Origin of the sequence: Pseudomonas asplenii (assembly GCF_001293465.1) — a bacterium.
GTDB lineage: Bacteria > Pseudomonadota > Gammaproteobacteria > Pseudomonadales > Pseudomonadaceae > Aquipseudomonas > Aquipseudomonas fuscovaginae_B.
On the sequence record NZ_JSYZ01000003.1, the window covers coordinates 339,693 to 353,681 of the forward strand.

The 13,989-nt window shown below is 65.3% G+C and carries 14 protein-coding genes; 13 read left to right on the top strand and 1 reads right to left on the bottom strand.

Annotated elements, in window-relative coordinates; translation table 11 throughout:
• The first annotated feature begins 50 nt into the window (after window positions 1-50).
• The 13 genes from hemE to gspM all read left to right on the top strand — a co-directional run bounded on the left by hemE (window position 51) and on the right by gspM (window position 12,659).
• Window positions 51-1,118 (top strand): uroporphyrinogen decarboxylase, encoded by a 1,068-nt coding sequence (hemE, locus tag PF66_RS05455; protein WP_054062080.1) that lies wholly within the window; start codon window positions 51-53, stop codon window positions 1,116-1,118.
• Between the two features lie 440 nt (window positions 1,119-1,558).
• Complete coding sequence (locus PF66_RS05460; RefSeq protein ID WP_054059807.1) at window positions 1,559-3,007, top strand: lytic polysaccharide monooxygenase; 1,449 nt, start codon at window positions 1,559-1,561, stop codon at window positions 3,005-3,007.
• A 343-nt stretch (window positions 3,008-3,350) separates the two neighbouring features.
• On the top strand, window positions 3,351-3,851 hold the full coding sequence (locus tag PF66_RS05465) for a type II secretion system protein N (protein ID WP_241494280.1): 501 nt from the start codon (window positions 3,351-3,353) through the stop codon (window positions 3,849-3,851).
• Window positions 3,848-5,746, top strand: a complete 1,899-nt coding sequence (gene gspD, locus PF66_RS05470) for a type II secretion system secretin GspD (protein ID WP_054062082.1) — start codon at window positions 3,848-3,850, stop codon at window positions 5,744-5,746. The genes PF66_RS05465 and gspD overlap by 4 nt, the downstream gene beginning before the upstream one ends.
• A complete protein-coding gene (gene gspE, locus PF66_RS05475) occupies window positions 5,743-7,206 on the top strand; it encodes a type II secretion system ATPase GspE (RefSeq protein ID WP_054062083.1) in 1,464 nt (487 codons plus the stop codon). Before gspD ends, gspE begins: the two co-directional genes overlap by 4 nt.
• A 2-nt stretch (window positions 7,207-7,208) precedes the next feature.
• Window positions 7,209-8,420: a type II secretion system inner membrane protein GspF gene (gene gspF / locus PF66_RS05480; protein WP_054062084.1), complete on the top strand. Its 1,212-nt coding sequence runs from the start codon at window positions 7,209-7,211 to the stop codon at window positions 8,418-8,420.
• Between the two features lie 3 nt (window positions 8,421-8,423).
• Complete coding sequence (gspG, locus tag PF66_RS05485; RefSeq protein ID WP_054062085.1) at window positions 8,424-8,864, top strand: type II secretion system major pseudopilin GspG; 441 nt, start codon at window positions 8,424-8,426, stop codon at window positions 8,862-8,864.
• A gap of 3 nt (window positions 8,865-8,867) precedes the next feature.
• Window positions 8,868-9,338 carry a type II secretion system minor pseudopilin GspH gene (gene gspH, locus PF66_RS05490; RefSeq protein WP_054060911.1) on the top strand — a complete coding sequence of 157 codons (471 nt, stop codon included), beginning with the start codon at window positions 8,868-8,870 and terminating at the stop codon, window positions 9,336-9,338.
• Window positions 9,328-9,705 carry a type II secretion system minor pseudopilin GspI gene (gspI, locus tag PF66_RS05495; protein WP_054060912.1) on the top strand — a complete coding sequence of 126 codons (378 nt, stop codon included), beginning with the start codon at window positions 9,328-9,330 and terminating at the stop codon, window positions 9,703-9,705. The genes gspH and gspI overlap by 11 nt, the downstream gene beginning before the upstream one ends.
• On the top strand, window positions 9,702-10,247 hold the full coding sequence (gspJ, locus tag PF66_RS05500; protein ID WP_054062086.1) for a type II secretion system minor pseudopilin GspJ: 546 nt from the start codon (window positions 9,702-9,704) through the stop codon (window positions 10,245-10,247). Before gspI ends, gspJ begins: the two co-directional genes overlap by 4 nt.
• Entirely contained in the window at window positions 10,244-11,104 is an 861-nt protein-coding gene (locus PF66_RS05505) for a type II secretion system protein GspK (protein ID WP_054062087.1), read from the top strand. The genes gspJ and PF66_RS05505 overlap by 4 nt, the downstream gene beginning before the upstream one ends.
• Window positions 11,101-12,198, top strand: coding sequence for a type II secretion system protein GspL (gspL, locus tag PF66_RS05510; protein WP_054062088.1), 1,098 nt, complete (start codon window positions 11,101-11,103; stop codon window positions 12,196-12,198). Before PF66_RS05505 ends, gspL begins: the two co-directional genes overlap by 4 nt.
• Window positions 12,195-12,659: a type II secretion system protein GspM gene (gspM, locus tag PF66_RS05515; RefSeq protein ID WP_054060916.1), complete on the top strand. Its 465-nt coding sequence runs from the start codon at window positions 12,195-12,197 to the stop codon at window positions 12,657-12,659. Before gspL ends, gspM begins: the two co-directional genes overlap by 4 nt.
• A 1-nt stretch (window position 12,660) precedes the next feature.
• Here gspM and PF66_RS05520 read toward each other — a convergent pair whose 3' ends face one another.
• Window positions 12,661-13,938 carry an MFS transporter gene (locus PF66_RS05520; RefSeq protein WP_054060917.1) on the bottom strand — a complete coding sequence of 426 codons (1,278 nt, stop codon included), beginning with the start codon at window positions 13,936-13,938 and terminating at the stop codon, window positions 12,661-12,663.
• Window positions 13,939-13,989: the final 51 nt, after the last annotated feature.

Genomic DNA, 13,989 nt, shown 5'->3' on the forward strand with positions numbered 1-13,989 from the left:
TTTGCGTTGAGCTCTGAGAAAATGCCCGCACTTTTTCTCCGGATGCCGACATGACTGCCCTGAAGAACGACCGTTTCCTGCGTGCCCTGCTCAAGCAACCCGTTGACGTCACTCCCGTATGGATGATGCGTCAGGCCGGTCGCTACCTGCCGGAATACCGCGCCAGTCGCGCCAAGGCCGGCGATTTCATGAGCTTGTGCATGAACCCGTCGTTCGCCTGCGAAGTCACCCTGCAGCCCCTGGACCGCTACCCGGGCCTGGATGCCGCGATCCTGTTTTCCGATATCCTGACCATCCCCGATGCCATGGGCCAGGGCCTGTATTTCGAAACCGGCGAGGGGCCGCGCTTCAGAAAGGTCATCGACAACCTGGCCGACATCGAGGCGCTGCCGATCCCCGATCCGCAGAAGGACCTGGGCTACGTCATGGACGCGGTGAGCACCATCCGCCGTGAACTCGACGGCCGGGTACCACTGATCGGCTTCTCGGGCAGCCCCTGGACCCTGGCGACCTACATGGTCGAAGGCGGTTCGTCGAAAGACTTCCGCAAGACCAAGGCCATGCTCTACGACAACCCGCAGGCCCTGCACCTGCTGCTGGACAAGCTGGCGCAGGCGGTCACTGCCTACCTCAACGGGCAGATCCTGGCCGGTGCCCAGGCGGTGCAGATCTTCGACACCTGGGGCGGCAGCCTGTCGGCGGCGGCCTACCAGGCGTTCTCCCTGGCCTACATGCGCAAGATCGTCAGCGGCCTGATCCGCGAGCACGAAGGGCGCAAGGTGCCGGTCATCCTGTTCACCAAGAACGGTGGCCTGTGGCTGGAAAGCATTGCCGAGGCCGGTGCCGACGCGCTGGGCCTGGACTGGACCTGCGACCTGTGCGACGCCCGGCGCCGGGTCGGCGGCAAGGTCGCCCTGCAGGGCAACATGGACCCGACCGTGCTGTACGCCAAGCCCGAAGCCATCCGTGCTGAAGTGGCGCGGATCCTCGCCAGCTACGGCGAGGGCTCCGGCCATGTCTTCAACCTGGGCCACGGCATCACCCCGGAAGTCGATCCGGAGCATGCCGGCGCTTTCATCAACGCGGTGCACGAGTTTTCCGCGCAGTATCACCGCTGAGTCTTCGGCGGCAGCCACGGCCCCTTTGACGGGGCCGTTGGTCTTTTTCTTTGTGTTCCGCTTTTTTCCCCTCGTAGTGTAAGAGTATTCCTGTTTTTACCGTCTATTCCGGTCGTTTTCTGAAAGTCATTTCGAAGGCTGTTGTGCTCTCTGTCCTTGAAAATGAGACTTCTCGGGAAAAATCAATATTGCTGATGATTCGCTCTTCTGGCTCGGAATTTTCTTACAGCTAAAAAAATCAATGTTCGTAAAATCCACATCCGAGTTCTTACTGCGGAAGTTATAGCGGTATGGAATTCGGAGTTTTCTATTGCTACTCAAATGACTATCGATTGATGGGGCTTTCCCAGGGATAGGTATGTCCGCATCAAGGGTATTTCTCTACTCGAATTACATGGATACGAATACTTCAGTAATTCATTCCGGGATTGGAAACTATGATGAGAAAACGTTCGGGTTCGGTCGCAGCAGGTATGTCCTCGCTGGCCATGCTCACGGCTCTGGTCGCTTCGCAACAGGCTGCGGCTCACGGTTATCTGAGCAACCCACCGTCGCGGGCCTATGCCTGCCAGCAGGGGTTGAACAAGGACTGCGGAAACGCGCAATACGAGCCGCAAAGTGTCGGTGAGACCTTCAAGGGGTTTCCGGCAGGTAGTGGTGGTGGCCCCTTGCAGGGGCCCATCGACGGCAAGATCGCCAGCGGCGGTTCGGCCAGTTTCTCCGCGCTGGATGCCCAGAGCGCGACGCGTTGGAGCCTGAGCGAAATCAAGGACCGCGATATCGAGTTCACCTGGGACTACACGGCGGCACACCCGGCGACCAAGCACGAGTACTTCATCACTCGGGCCGGCTGGAACCCGAACCAGCCGCTGACCCGCGCCTCGTTCGACAGCGCGCCGTTCTGCGAAGTGGACGGGCGCAACGAACTGCCGGTTTCCGGTGCCAGGCATGCCTGTTCCATTCCGTCGGACAGGACCGGCCAACACGTGATCCTCGGCATCTGGACCGTGGGCGATACCGCAGCGGCGTTCTACAACGTGGCGGATGTGAACATCCTCCCCGAAGCTGTCACCCCGGATGGCTGGCATACGGTCGGCAACATCACGCCGACTGCCACGGCCCTGCTGGTGGGCGACAAGGTCAAGGCCCGCGGTTTTGGCAATGAGGGTGAAATCAACGAGCGGCGCGTCGAGATCGCCATCGCCACGGCCGAAGAGGGGCGTCCGGAGAACTGGTCGTTCAAGCTGGCCGAGCAGATCAACCGGACCCAGGAGCTGGTGCGTGCCGGTGTGCGCGATGACGAGGGCAAGATCAATCCGATCAAGGGGGCGAACAAGATCTTTGCCAGGGCCGAGAGTGGCGTCAAGCGCTACGAATTGCAGATGGAGCTGCAGGAGGATGCTGCCGCCGAACTGCGTATCGCGACGCTGGGCAACGACCTGGTGCTGGACAAGGGGCGTCTCGCCTTGCCGGTACCGTTGCTCGGTAACCGCCTGATGAATGTCGAACTCACGGTGTTCAATGCCAACAACAAGGCTGTGGGCTCCATCACGCAACAGATCGAGGCCGGCTCTGTCAGCCTGAACGTGGATGTGCGCAGTGCCCCGGGCCCTCATCAGGTCAAGCTGGTGGGCGTGACGCCTGACGGCCGTACCACTCGCCAGGATCTGGTGGCCATCGAGCTGGGTGGCGAAGGTGTCGGCCAGGACTACGACTGGGTGTATCCGCAGGAAATTGCCAGCTATCGGCCGGGCACCACTGTACTGGTGGATGACACCGTCTACGAGTGCAAGCCGTTCCCGGATGGAGATTGGTGCAAGATCCCTAGCGAACATCACTACAAACCAGGTCACGGAACAAACTGGCAGGATGCCTGGATAGCCAAGTAACAGTCTCCGTCGGGACCTTGGGTAAAAAGTTGTCCAGGGTCCCGTCTGGGAGATGCTGGGTGTCAATGGATGAGCTGTTGTTGGGTAGGCAAGGAATCATCCACTCGTTTTTTTGTTTTTTATTTATGTGGGTTTCTGGTTGTCGTTAATTCATTGGTGTTCTTGAGCGGGCTTCATATAAGGATGTTTGATGCTCCCATCTATATAGGGATTGCATTATCTTGTTCAGTGTTTTTTTGGGGAACTTGTCCCTTAATTTTTTCGTTATTCGAATCCTTGCCGCTATTGGCAGTGATTGCCGTGCCGTTCATGGAATCATCAACTACCCATGGCGTATACGCGGGTGAAGCGTCCTGTGTGGGTTTTGTCGTTTGCGCTGCCATTGGCGTATGGCGCCTGGTTGGCCTGGGATGAGTGGCAGTTTCGTCGCGACCTGCCGAGCATGCCGGTTGCCGCCGTGGTCAGTGCCGCCGTTGCCCCGGTAGCACCGCTCAACCATGCGGCGGTGGCCACGGTACTCGGCTTGCAGCCCCGTGATGCGTTGGCTCGCAGCGCCGAGCCGTTGCAGTTGCGGGCCAGTTTTGTCGCCAGTTCGGGGGCTTCCCGTGCGTTGCTGGCGGGCGCCCAGGGGCAGCAGGTGTATCGGGTTGGGGACAGCCTGCCCGGCGGTAGCGTATTGCGCCGGATCGAAGCCGGGCGTGTGCTGCTCTGGCGCAACGGTCGCGAGGAACTGCTGGCGCTGGAGACGCCGGCTCGAAGGTCATTGTCGCCACTCGGCAATGCGACCCCGGCTGCCGGGACAACCTCCTCGCATCTGCGGCCAGTGCTTCGGGGAACCCCATGAGAGTCCCCAGAGTATTGGCCTCCTGGCGCCTGCTCGCCGGTGGCCTGCTGTTGTCGCTGATGCTGCCGACGGCGTTGGCCGAGGAGCCGCATTGGCAATTGGCGATGAACGATGCCGAACTGCGCGACGTGGTCCGGGAGATGTCATCGATCCTTGGCACCACGGTCGTGCTCGACCCGCGCGTCCAGGGGCGTATCACGGTGCTTTCGGAACAGGCGCTGGATCGCGAAGGGGTACGGCGGCTGTTCTACTCGGTGCTCGATGCGCACAACTTCACGGTGATCGATGAAGGCGACCGCATTCTCATCACGCCGGTGGCGGATGCCCGTACCCGGCCCAGCGATGCCGACAGCCACAGCGCCCAGGCCGGGCAGTTCGTCACCCAGGTGGTGGCCCTGAGCAACAGTACGGCCAGCGATATCGCCGCGCTGGTCCGGCCGCTGGTCTCGGTCAACGGTTATGTCGGTCCCTCGGCCTCGGCCAATGCCGTGGTGATCACCGACGGGGCCGGCAACGTCCGACGTATCGCCAGAATCGTCCGCGAGCTGGATGCCGGTCACAGGCACGCCCATGATGTGCTGTCTCTGCAGCACGGCCTGGCTGCCGACCTGGCGCGGGTACTGGAGCAGTCCCTGGGCAAGCAGGGTGCCGAGTCGGGCAGCCAGGTGATTGCCGACACCCGCGGCAATCGGCTGTTGCTGATCGGTCCCCAGGCGGTGCGCAAGCGCCTCGTCGAGCTGGCGCGTTCGCTCGACACGCCGATTCCGGCGGGCGCGGACAATGCCCGGGTGATCCGCCTGCGCTACAGCGACGCCAAGCAATTGGCCGACGTGCTGGATGCCATGGGGCAGGGGCTCGGTCAGGACGTGGCCGGTGTTTCCAGCCGGGACAACCCGGTGAACAAGGCGGTGGTCAAGGCCGACGAAAACCAGAACGCCCTGGTGCTGATCGCCGAGCCGAGCCAGGTCAGGACCCTGGAGGCCATCGTGCGCCAGCTCGACCAGCCGCGTTCCCAGGTGCTGATCCATGCGGCGATCGTCGAGATTTCCGGGGACATCAACGAGGCCATTGGCGTGCAATGGGGCGGCAAGGCCGGCAGTGCCCAGGGAGGCATTACCTTTGCCGGCGCCGGTGTCGTCCTGCCGGGCTTTGGTGGCGCTGACGCCAAGCTGCCCGATGGAGCCGTGCTGCGCGTCGGCAACGACCGTTTCGGCATGCTGGTTTCCGCCCTGGCGAGCAATGTGCGCAACAACGTGCTGTCCACCCCCAGCCTGCTGACCCTGGATAACCAGGAGGCGGAAATCCTGGTGGGGCAGAACGTGCCTTTCAAGAGCGGTTCCTACCAGACCTCCGGCACTGGTAACGACAAGCCCTATACCACGGTCACGCGCGAGGATATCGGCATCAAGCTGAAGATCCGGCCGCACATCAACGAAGGTTCAACCCTGCGCCTGCGGGTCGAGCAGGAGAACTCCGAGCTGGCGCCGAGCAGCGAGGTGACGGATGACCTGATCACCAACAAGCGGGCGCTCAAGAGCACCATCCTGGTCGATGACGGCGAGATCATCGTCATCGGTGGCCTGATCAAGGACAGCGTCCGCAACCAGGAAAGCGGCGTGCCGCTGTTGCGCAATATTCCCTACCTGGGGGCGCTGTTTCGCTGGAGCAGCGAAAAACATGAGAAGACCAACCTGATGGTGTTCCTGCGGCCGACCATCGTGCGTGGCAAGGAGGACCTGGTCGAGGCCAGCACCACCGGCTACAACCGCTTGCGCGAACTCAGCCGGCCTTCGGCGCGCCAGGGCAATTCGTTGCTGCTGCCGAGCGATCCGCAGCGCCTGTTCGATGGCGATGACAGCGCGGTCGACCTGCGTCGACAGCAGGCGGTGCCATGATCGGTCGGCTGCCGTTCGGCTTCGCCCGGCGTTTTGGCGTGCTGCTGGAGCTGCAGGGCGAAGGGGCGACCCTTCTGATCCGGGCGGACACGCCGTTGACCGCGCTGGCCGAGGCACGGCGCCAGCTCGGCCGGGATTGGCCCGTGCAGGAACTCGACGAGGCGGACTTCGCCGCCCGTCTGGCCGCCTGCTACAGCGATGGACAGAGTGCCGCCGAGCAGGTTGCCCAGGGCCTGGACGACGAGCTCGACCTGATCAGCCTGGCCGATAACCTGCCGCCCACCGCCGACCTGCTGGAACAGGAGGGCGACGCGCCGATCATCCGCCTGATCAATGCCCTGCTCAGCGAAGCGGTGCGGGAAAAGGCCTCGGACGTGCATCTGGAAACCTTCGAGCACAGTGTCTCGGTGCGCCTGCGGGTGGATGGTCAACTGCGCGAAGTGCTGCAGCCGCGGCGTGAGCTGGCCACCTTGCTGGTGTCGCGGATCAAGGTCATGGCGCGGCTGGATATCGCCGAGAAACGCGTGCCCCAGGATGGTCGGATCGCCCTGCGGCTGGCCGGGCATGAGGTCGATGTGCGGGTCTCCACCCTGCCTTCGGCCCATGGCGAACGAGTGGTGCTGCGCCTGCTCGACAAGCAGGCCGGACGCCTCGAACTGGCGCGGCTGGGCATGCCGGGCGAGACCCTGGAGCGGTTCCGGCGAATCCTCGGCAAACCCCACGGGATCTTCCTGGTCACCGGGCCGACCGGTTCGGGCAAGACCACCAGCCTCTACGCGGCGCTGAATCATCTCAACGACCGCACGCGCAATATCCTCACGGTCGAGGACCCGATCGAATACCACCTGCCCGGCATCGGCCAGACGCCGGTCAACCCCAAGGTCGAGATGACCTTCGCCCGGGGGCTGCGGGCGATCCTGCGCCAGGACCCGGACGTGGTGATGGTCGGCGAGATCCGCGACCGGGAAACCGCGGCCATTGCCGTGCAGGCCTCGCTGACCGGACACCTGGTGCTGTCGACCCTGCACACCAATAGCGCAGCGGGGGCGGTGACCCGTCTGCTGGACATGGGCGTGGACGCCTACCTGCTCGCCTCATCGCTGGTCGGCGTGCTGGCCCAGCGGCTGGTACGCACCCTGTGTCCCGAGTGCAAGGCACCCGGGCATGCCGATGCGGCCGCCTGCCAGCGTCTCGGGCTGGCGCCGCAGGCCGCGCCGAGGCTGTTCCGCGCCGTGGGCTGTCCGCGCTGCCAGCAGGGCTATCGTGGCCGTACCGGTATCTATGAGCTGATCGGCATCAACCAGGCCCTCGCGCAGATGATCCACAACGGCGTCAGTGAACCGGAGCTGGCCCGCCAGGCCCGCTGCCTCGGCCCCAGCCTGTTCCAGGACGGGCAACGCCTGGTGCTGGAAGGGCACACCAGCCTCGATGAGCTGCTGCGCGTCACGCAGGAGGACTGAGGATGCCGACCTTCGACTATCAGGCCCAGGACGCCCATGGCCGGTCCTGCAAGGGCCAGCAGCAGGCCGAGAGTGCGCGGCATGCCCGGCAGTTGCTGCGTGAGCGTGGTTTGCTGCCGAGCGTACTGAAGCCGGTCCGGGAACGTTCCGGCGTGCTCGGCGGTCGGGGAGCCGGCCGCCGCCTGGGCGCTGCCGAACTGGCCTTGCTGACCCTGCAACTGTCGACCCTGGTCCAGGCCGGACTGCCGCTGGAAGAGGCCCTGCGGGCGGTGGCCGCGCAGAGCCGCAAGCGGCGTACCGCGAGCCTGTTGGCGGCGGTGCGCGATCGGGTGCTGGAGGGCTACGCACTGTCCTCGGCACTGGCCGGCTTCCCCGGAGCCTTTCCCGAACTGTTTCGCGCCAGCATCGCCGCGGGCGAGCGTTCCGGTCACCTGGGCCAGGTGCTGGAGCAACTGGCGCATTACACCGAGGCGCGTCAGCAGGCGCGGCAGAAGATCCAGCTGGCGCTGGTCTATCCGCTGGTCCTGCTGCTGGCGTCGCTGGGCATCGTCGGCTTCCTGCTGGGGTTCGTGGTGCCGGACGTGGTGCGGATCTTCACCGACAGTGGTCGCGAGCTACCGCTGCTGACCCGTGGGTTGATCAGTCTGAGCGAGGGCCTGCGCGACTATTTCTGGCTGCTGTTGCCGGGAGTGCTCGGTCTGGTCCTGCTGCTGCGCGGTGCCTGGCGGCAGCCGGCCCTGCGCCTGTGCTGGCACGCCTGGCTGCTGCGCGCGCCACTGGCCGGCGGCGTGCTGCGGGCCGTGGAAGCGGCGCGTTTCGCCAGCACCCTGGCGATTCTCGGCAGGAGCGCGGTGCCCCTGGTGGATGCCCTGGAGATCTCGGCCGCGGTGATCGGCAACCTGGCGATCCGCGCGCGCATGCGCGAGGTCGCCCGCTCGGTACGCGAGGGCGGCAGCCTGACCCGGGCCCTGGAGCACAGCGGCGACATCCCGCCGCTGATGCTGCACATGATCGCCAGTGGCGAACGCGCCGGCGAACTGGACAGCATGCTGGCGCGTGCCGCCGAGCAACAGGAGAAAACCCTGGCGGCCCGCATCGCGCTGGTCGTGAGCCTCTTCGAGCCGGCCATGCTGGTGGCGATGGGCGGCATCGTGCTGCTGATCGTCATGGCCATCCTGCTGCCGATCCTCAGTCTCAACCAAACGGTGAATTGATTCATGAAAACCTCCGCATCCTTTCGGCAACATGGCTTCACCCTGATCGAGATCATGGTCGTGGTGGTCATCATCGGCGTGCTGGGCGCGCTGGTGGTGCCACAGTTCATGGGGCGCACGGACCAGGCCAAGGTCACGGCGGCGCGTACCGACATCCAGGCCATCGGTACGGCATTGGAGATGTACCGCCTCGACAACTTCCACTATCCCTCGACCCAGCAGGGCCTCGAGGCCCTGGTGAACAAGCCGCTGGGTGCGCCCCAGGCGAAGAACTGGAACCCCCAGGGCTACCTCAAGCGCCTGCCGGTCGACCCGTGGGGCACGCCGTACCAGTACCTCAACCCGGGAGCACGGGCCAAGGGCTACGATCTCTACTCCTTCGGCGCCGACGGCATGGCCGGTGGCGAGGAGCTCGCCGCCGATATCGGCAATTGGGATCACTGACCGATGCCGGCGCGCTCGCGTGGTTTCACCCTGTTGGAGCTGCTGGTGGCCATGGTGATCATGGGCGTGGTGGCCGGGCTGATCGGCTTTTCGATGAAGCCCAGTCCGTTGCGTCAGGCCCATCACGAAGCCGGCGCGTTGCTGCAGTTGCTGCAGCATCTGCGCGAGCAGGCCGTGCTCGAAGGTCAGGAATTCGGCCTGCGCATCGATGCCGAGGGCTACCAGGTGGTGCTGTACGAGCGCCCGGAATGGCGTGCGGCCGGCGCCCCCTATCGCCTGCCCGACGGCCTGTACTTTCGCCTGGAGCTCGAAGGACAGCCGCTGAAACTCGGCAACCGGCCGAACCAGCCGCAGTTGCTGCTGCTGAGCAGCGATGAAATGAGTGCCTTCACCCTGCATTACGAAACCGCCCAGCGGCGTTGGCTGAGCGTTTCGGGAGACGGTCTTGGCGACCCGGCCATCGATGAAGGCTGAGGGCGGCTTCACGCTGCTGGAGGTCATGGTGGCCCTGGCGGTGTTCGCCGTGCTGGCCGCCGCGGTACTGTCGGCCAGTGACTATGTCCTGCGCCAGGGCGGCAGTCTGCAGCAGCGGCTGTTTGCCGTCTGGCTGGCGGACAACCAGTTGACCGAACTGCGCCTGCAGGCTTCTCCCGTACCCGGGCGGCAACAAGGGCTGCAGCGCTTCGACGGTCGTGAGTGGCGGTTGAGCCAGACCCTGAGTCCATCCCCCGACCGGCGTCTGATGCAGGTCGAGCTGGAGGTCCGCCTCGGCAACGACCCGCAACCGCTGCATCGCCTCACGGGCTGGTTGCCGATGACCGGGAACGAGGAGGCGCAATGACCCGACAGGCCGGTTTCACCCTGCTGGAACTGGTGATCGCCCTGGCGATCTTCAGCCTGCTGAGCCTGGGCAGTTGGCGGCTCTACGAGGGCCTGCTGCGGGTACAGGCGCAGGTCGCGGACCATGAACAGGCACTGCGCAGCCTGCAGCGGGCGGTGGCTGTGCTCGAACGGGATCTCATGCAGGTGGCCGCCTCGGGGAACTCCCCGGCCTTGCGCCTGCATCAGGGCGAATTGAGCCTGCAGCGGGGCAACTGGCGCAACCCGCTGGGCCAGCCACGCAGCGAGCGCCAGGCGGTCAGCTATCGCCTCGAGGCGCAGCGCCTCTGGCGCCACAGCCGCAGCCCCGAGCTGGCGATTCCCCACAAGCAGGTGCTGCTGGGCGATGTACGCGAGTTGCGCTGGCGTTTCCACGATCCCCGGACGGGCTGGCGCAGCGACTGGCCGGCTGGCGCCAAGCTGCCGCGGGCGGTGGAGGTGACCTTGTCCACCGGGCGTTTCGACGGGATTCGCCGGGTCATCCTGTTGCCGGAGCCAGCATGAGCCTGCCCCGCCAGCGAGGTGTGGCGCTGATCACCGTGCTGCTGATCATGGCCCTGGCGCTGTTGCTGACCGGCAGTCTGCTGCGCAGCCATCGCCTGACCTTGCAGGGCAGCACCCAGCATATTCACCAGGTGCAGTTGCGCCAGTGGGCGCTCGCTGCGGAGGGCTGGGCCGGCCAACTGCTGCAGGGGCCATTGCCGACGCTGATGCGCAACGTCAACCTGGTCCAGGACTGGGCGCAACGGCCGCTACCGTTGACGCTGCCTGGCGTCGAGGTGCGCCTGGACATCGAGGACCTGGCGGGACGCTTCAACCTGACGCCGCTGCTCGCCCCCGGCAAGGCCGATGAAATCGTCCAGGCCCGCTGGGCCCGGCTGCTGGAGCGGCTGGACATCGCCGCCATCGACCTGGCGCCATTGCGGGGCACCGAGGTTGTCGATCCGAGCCAACTGCGCCTGCTGCCTGGCATGGACGAGCCCAGCCTGCGTCGCCTGGAGCCCTGGGTCGCCCTGCTGCCGGGCGAGGCCAGGCTGAACGTCAACACCACCCACGCATTGCTGCTGTCGACCCTGGAAGGCATGACCGACAGCGATGCGCAGATGCTCATCCAGCAACGCCCGGCCGAAGGCTATCCGGATGCCGCTACCTTCGCCCTGGCTTCCGGACTCAAGGGCCGTGGCGTCGCCGTTCATGGCCTGGGCGTAGGCAGCCGCTGGTTTCGGGCCTCGGTCGAGGTCGCGGCCGGGCGCAGCCGACTGCGGCTGGTCAGCGATCTTGAACTCGACCCGAAAACCGGGCGCGTGCGTGTTGTGCAGCGCCGTTTTCTCGCTCCGACCCAAGGTGAACCCTCCCTATGATCCCGTGGCTGTACCTTTACCCGTCAGGGCTCGATGTGCCTGACGAACAGTGGCCGGTCGCCTGCTGGCAGGCGTCTGATGATTGGCGCGACATGAGCCTGGCCGAAGCCGCCGCGCTGCTGGCGGGGAACCCCGTGCGGGTGGTACTGCCGATGGAACTCTGCAGTTGGCTGCGCAGCGAACCCTGGTCGGGCCGCCGCCGACCGGCCGCCCAGGCGCTGGCCTATGCGCTCGAGGAGCAACTGACGGATGATCCGGACAACTTGCACCTGGCCGTGGGCAGTGCCGATCCGGCTCGTCGTTATCCATTGCTGGTGGTCGACAAGGTGCGCTTCGGCGCTATTGTCACCCTGCTGCAACAGAGGGGGCTGCAGTTGGCGAGCGTGCAGGCCGATGCCGACCTGTTGCCTGCCGACCAGGCCTACTGTGTCTGGTGGGCTGGCCGCTGGCTGCTGGGTGGTGGCCTGACAGCCCGCCTGGCAGTGTCTGAAGCGGCCTTGCAGAGCCTGTCTGCCCGATTGCCGGCGGCGCTTTGTCGGCTGGATCGCTCTCAATCGGCACAGGCCTTCGCACTGTTGAGTTCGGGGCAGGGGACGGAGTTGCTTCAGGGGCCGTTTCGACCGGCCAGTGGGCGCAAGCCGTGGCGGCCGCTGCTGGCGATCCTGCTGGCGCTGTCCGTCCTCTCGTGGGGCTTCTCCCTGGCGCGCAGCCATTATCTGGAAACCCGGGCCGACCGGCTTTACGAACAGAGTGTCCGACATTTCCAGACGCTTTACCCGGAGCAGACGCGGGTGGTCGACCTGGCGGCCCAGCTCAGGGCGCTCGGCTCTGTGCAGACGCAGCAACCCCGGCAGATGGCCCGGCTGGTGCAATTGATCGAGCAGGTGATCGGTGGCAGTGGCGTCGAGGTCCAGCGTATCGAATACCGCGCCGGCGCGGGCTGGACGCTGGCGTTGACGGCCAGTGACTTCAGCGAGCTGGAACGGCTGCGTGAGCGTGGGCGGCAGCACCAGTTGCCCATCCAGCTCGGCAGCGCGAGCAAGGAGCGCAACCGTGTGCGGGCGTTGTTGACGCTGGAGGAACAGAACGGATGATCAGTCGCCTGCGGATAGTCGCCCTGTTGATCGAACGCTGGCAGCGCCTGGCCCGGCGGGAACGCCAGTGGCTGGCCGGGCTGGGAGTCTTCCTGCTGGCGGTGCTGTTGTTCGGCGGCTTCTGGCAACCGGCGCAGCAACGCCTGGACAAGGCCCAGCGCCTGTACCAGCAACGCCTGGCTCTGCTCGCCGAGGTACAGAATACGCGACCGGCCGCCGCCCGGCTGGATTCGACACAACCATTGTCGGCCCGCTTGGGTGAGACCGCGCGCGCGGCGGGGCTCGAACTGCAGCAACTGGACCAGGACGGCCAATCGCTGCGCCTGACTATTTCGGGAGAAGCCCAGGCCCTGCTCGGCTGGCTGGAGCGTATCGAGCAGGGCGGAGCGCGGTTGCAGAATCTGAGCCTGGAACCGCGTGATCAGCTCCTGGAGGCGCGGGTGGTATGGCTGGCGCCCTAGCTCAGGAGGCCTGGTTGCTCGCCAGCACTGGCAACCGCGCCAGTTTCAGTGCTACCAGCAAGGCCACCACCAGCAGGCCGCCAATGAACATCCCGATGCCATTCCAGCCCGCGTAGTGCCAGGCCACGCCGCCCAGCGTACCGGCGACGCTGGAGCCGGCGTAGTAGCAGAACAGGTACAGCGATGAGGCCTGGCCCTTGGCTTTCAGGGCACGGCGGCCGATCCAGCTGCTGGCGACCGAGTGCGCGCCGAAGAAACCGAAGGTGAACAGCAGCACTCCGCCGATCACCACCGGCAGCGGCGTGACCAGCGTCAGGGCGATGCCCAGCAGCATGGTCACGATCATCGACCACAGCACCTTGCGCCGACCCAGCTTGTCGGCCAGTGCGCCGATCTGCGCCGAGCTGTAGATGCCCGACAGGTAGACGATCGACAGCAGGCCGACAAACGCCTGGCTCAGGCCGTAGGGCTCGGCCAGCAGACGATAGCCGATGTAGTTGAACAGGGTCACGAAGGCGCCCATCAGCAGGAAAGCTTCGAGGAACAGCCACGGCAGGCCGGCATCGCGGAAGTGGATGGTGAAGCCGTTGAGCAGGTTGCGGGTGTTGAGCCGGCTCGGGCGGAAGTTGCGCGACTCCGGCAGGATCCGCCAGAACACCGTCGCGGCGATCAGCGCCAGGCCGCCGATCACCAGTAGCGCGGTGTGCCAACTGACGAAGTCGATCAGCACGCCGATGATCAGCCGCCCGCTCATCCCGCCGATGGCGTTGCCGCCGATGTACAGGCCCATGGCGAAGCCGATGTGCCGGGGGTGGATCTCTTCGCTCAGGTAGGTCATGCCGACCGCGGCCAGGCCGCTCAGCGACAGGCCCACCAGCGCACGCATGAGCAGCACACCCTGCCAGTTGGGCATGAAGGCACCGAGGATCGTGAACAGCGCGGCACTGAACAGCGCGACCACCATCACCGGCTTGCGCCCAAGGCTGTCGGAAATCGGCCCGGTGATCAACAGACCGATGGCCAGCATCGCGGTGGCGACCGACAGGATCAGGCTGCTCTGGGCGGCATTGATCCCGTACTCCTTCGACAGCACCGGCATCATCGGTTGCACGCAGTACAACAGGGCGAAGGTCGCGAAGCCGCCGCAGAACAGCGCCAGCACGGTGCGCATGAACGCCGGGGTGCCTTTTTCGATGTAGGTGTCGCTGGGGCGGGGGGCAATAGCGTCGGGGACGTCGGGGGGAACTTCGTGAGCGAGGGGAGCGACAGCAGTTTTCACGGTGGACCTCGGGAGGTGCATTCGGTCAGGCAGTGAAAAAATCATATAGCT

Bases quoted from the DNA above. Each gene is read 5' to 3' on its own strand.
- gspM (WP_054060916.1), top strand. From the start codon at position 12,195: ATGATCAGTCGCCTGCGGATAGTCGCCCTGTTGATCGAACGCTGGCAG.
- gspL (WP_054062088.1), top strand. From the start codon at position 11,101: ATGATCCCGTGGCTGTACCTTTACCCGTCAGGGCTCGATGTGCCTGAC.
- gspI (WP_054060912.1), top strand. From the start codon at position 9,328: ATGAAGGCTGAGGGCGGCTTCACGCTGCTGGAGGTCATGGTGGCCCTG.
- gspG (WP_054062085.1), top strand. From the start codon at position 8,424: ATGAAAACCTCCGCATCCTTTCGGCAACATGGCTTCACCCTGATCGAG.
- PF66_RS05460 (WP_054059807.1), top strand. From the start codon at position 1,559: ATGAGAAAACGTTCGGGTTCGGTCGCAGCAGGTATGTCCTCGCTGGCC.
- PF66_RS05505 (WP_054062087.1), top strand. From the start codon at position 10,244: ATGAGCCTGCCCCGCCAGCGAGGTGTGGCGCTGATCACCGTGCTGCTG.
- gspF (WP_054062084.1), top strand. From the start codon at position 7,209: ATGCCGACCTTCGACTATCAGGCCCAGGACGCCCATGGCCGGTCCTGC.
- gspE (WP_054062083.1), top strand. From the start codon at position 5,743: ATGATCGGTCGGCTGCCGTTCGGCTTCGCCCGGCGTTTTGGCGTGCTG.
- gspH (WP_054060911.1), top strand. From the start codon at position 8,868: ATGCCGGCGCGCTCGCGTGGTTTCACCCTGTTGGAGCTGCTGGTGGCC.
- hemE (WP_054062080.1), top strand. From the start codon at position 51: ATGACTGCCCTGAAGAACGACCGTTTCCTGCGTGCCCTGCTCAAGCAA.
- gspJ (WP_054062086.1), top strand. From the start codon at position 9,702: ATGACCCGACAGGCCGGTTTCACCCTGCTGGAACTGGTGATCGCCCTG.
- gspD (WP_054062082.1), top strand. From the start codon at position 3,848: ATGAGAGTCCCCAGAGTATTGGCCTCCTGGCGCCTGCTCGCCGGTGGC.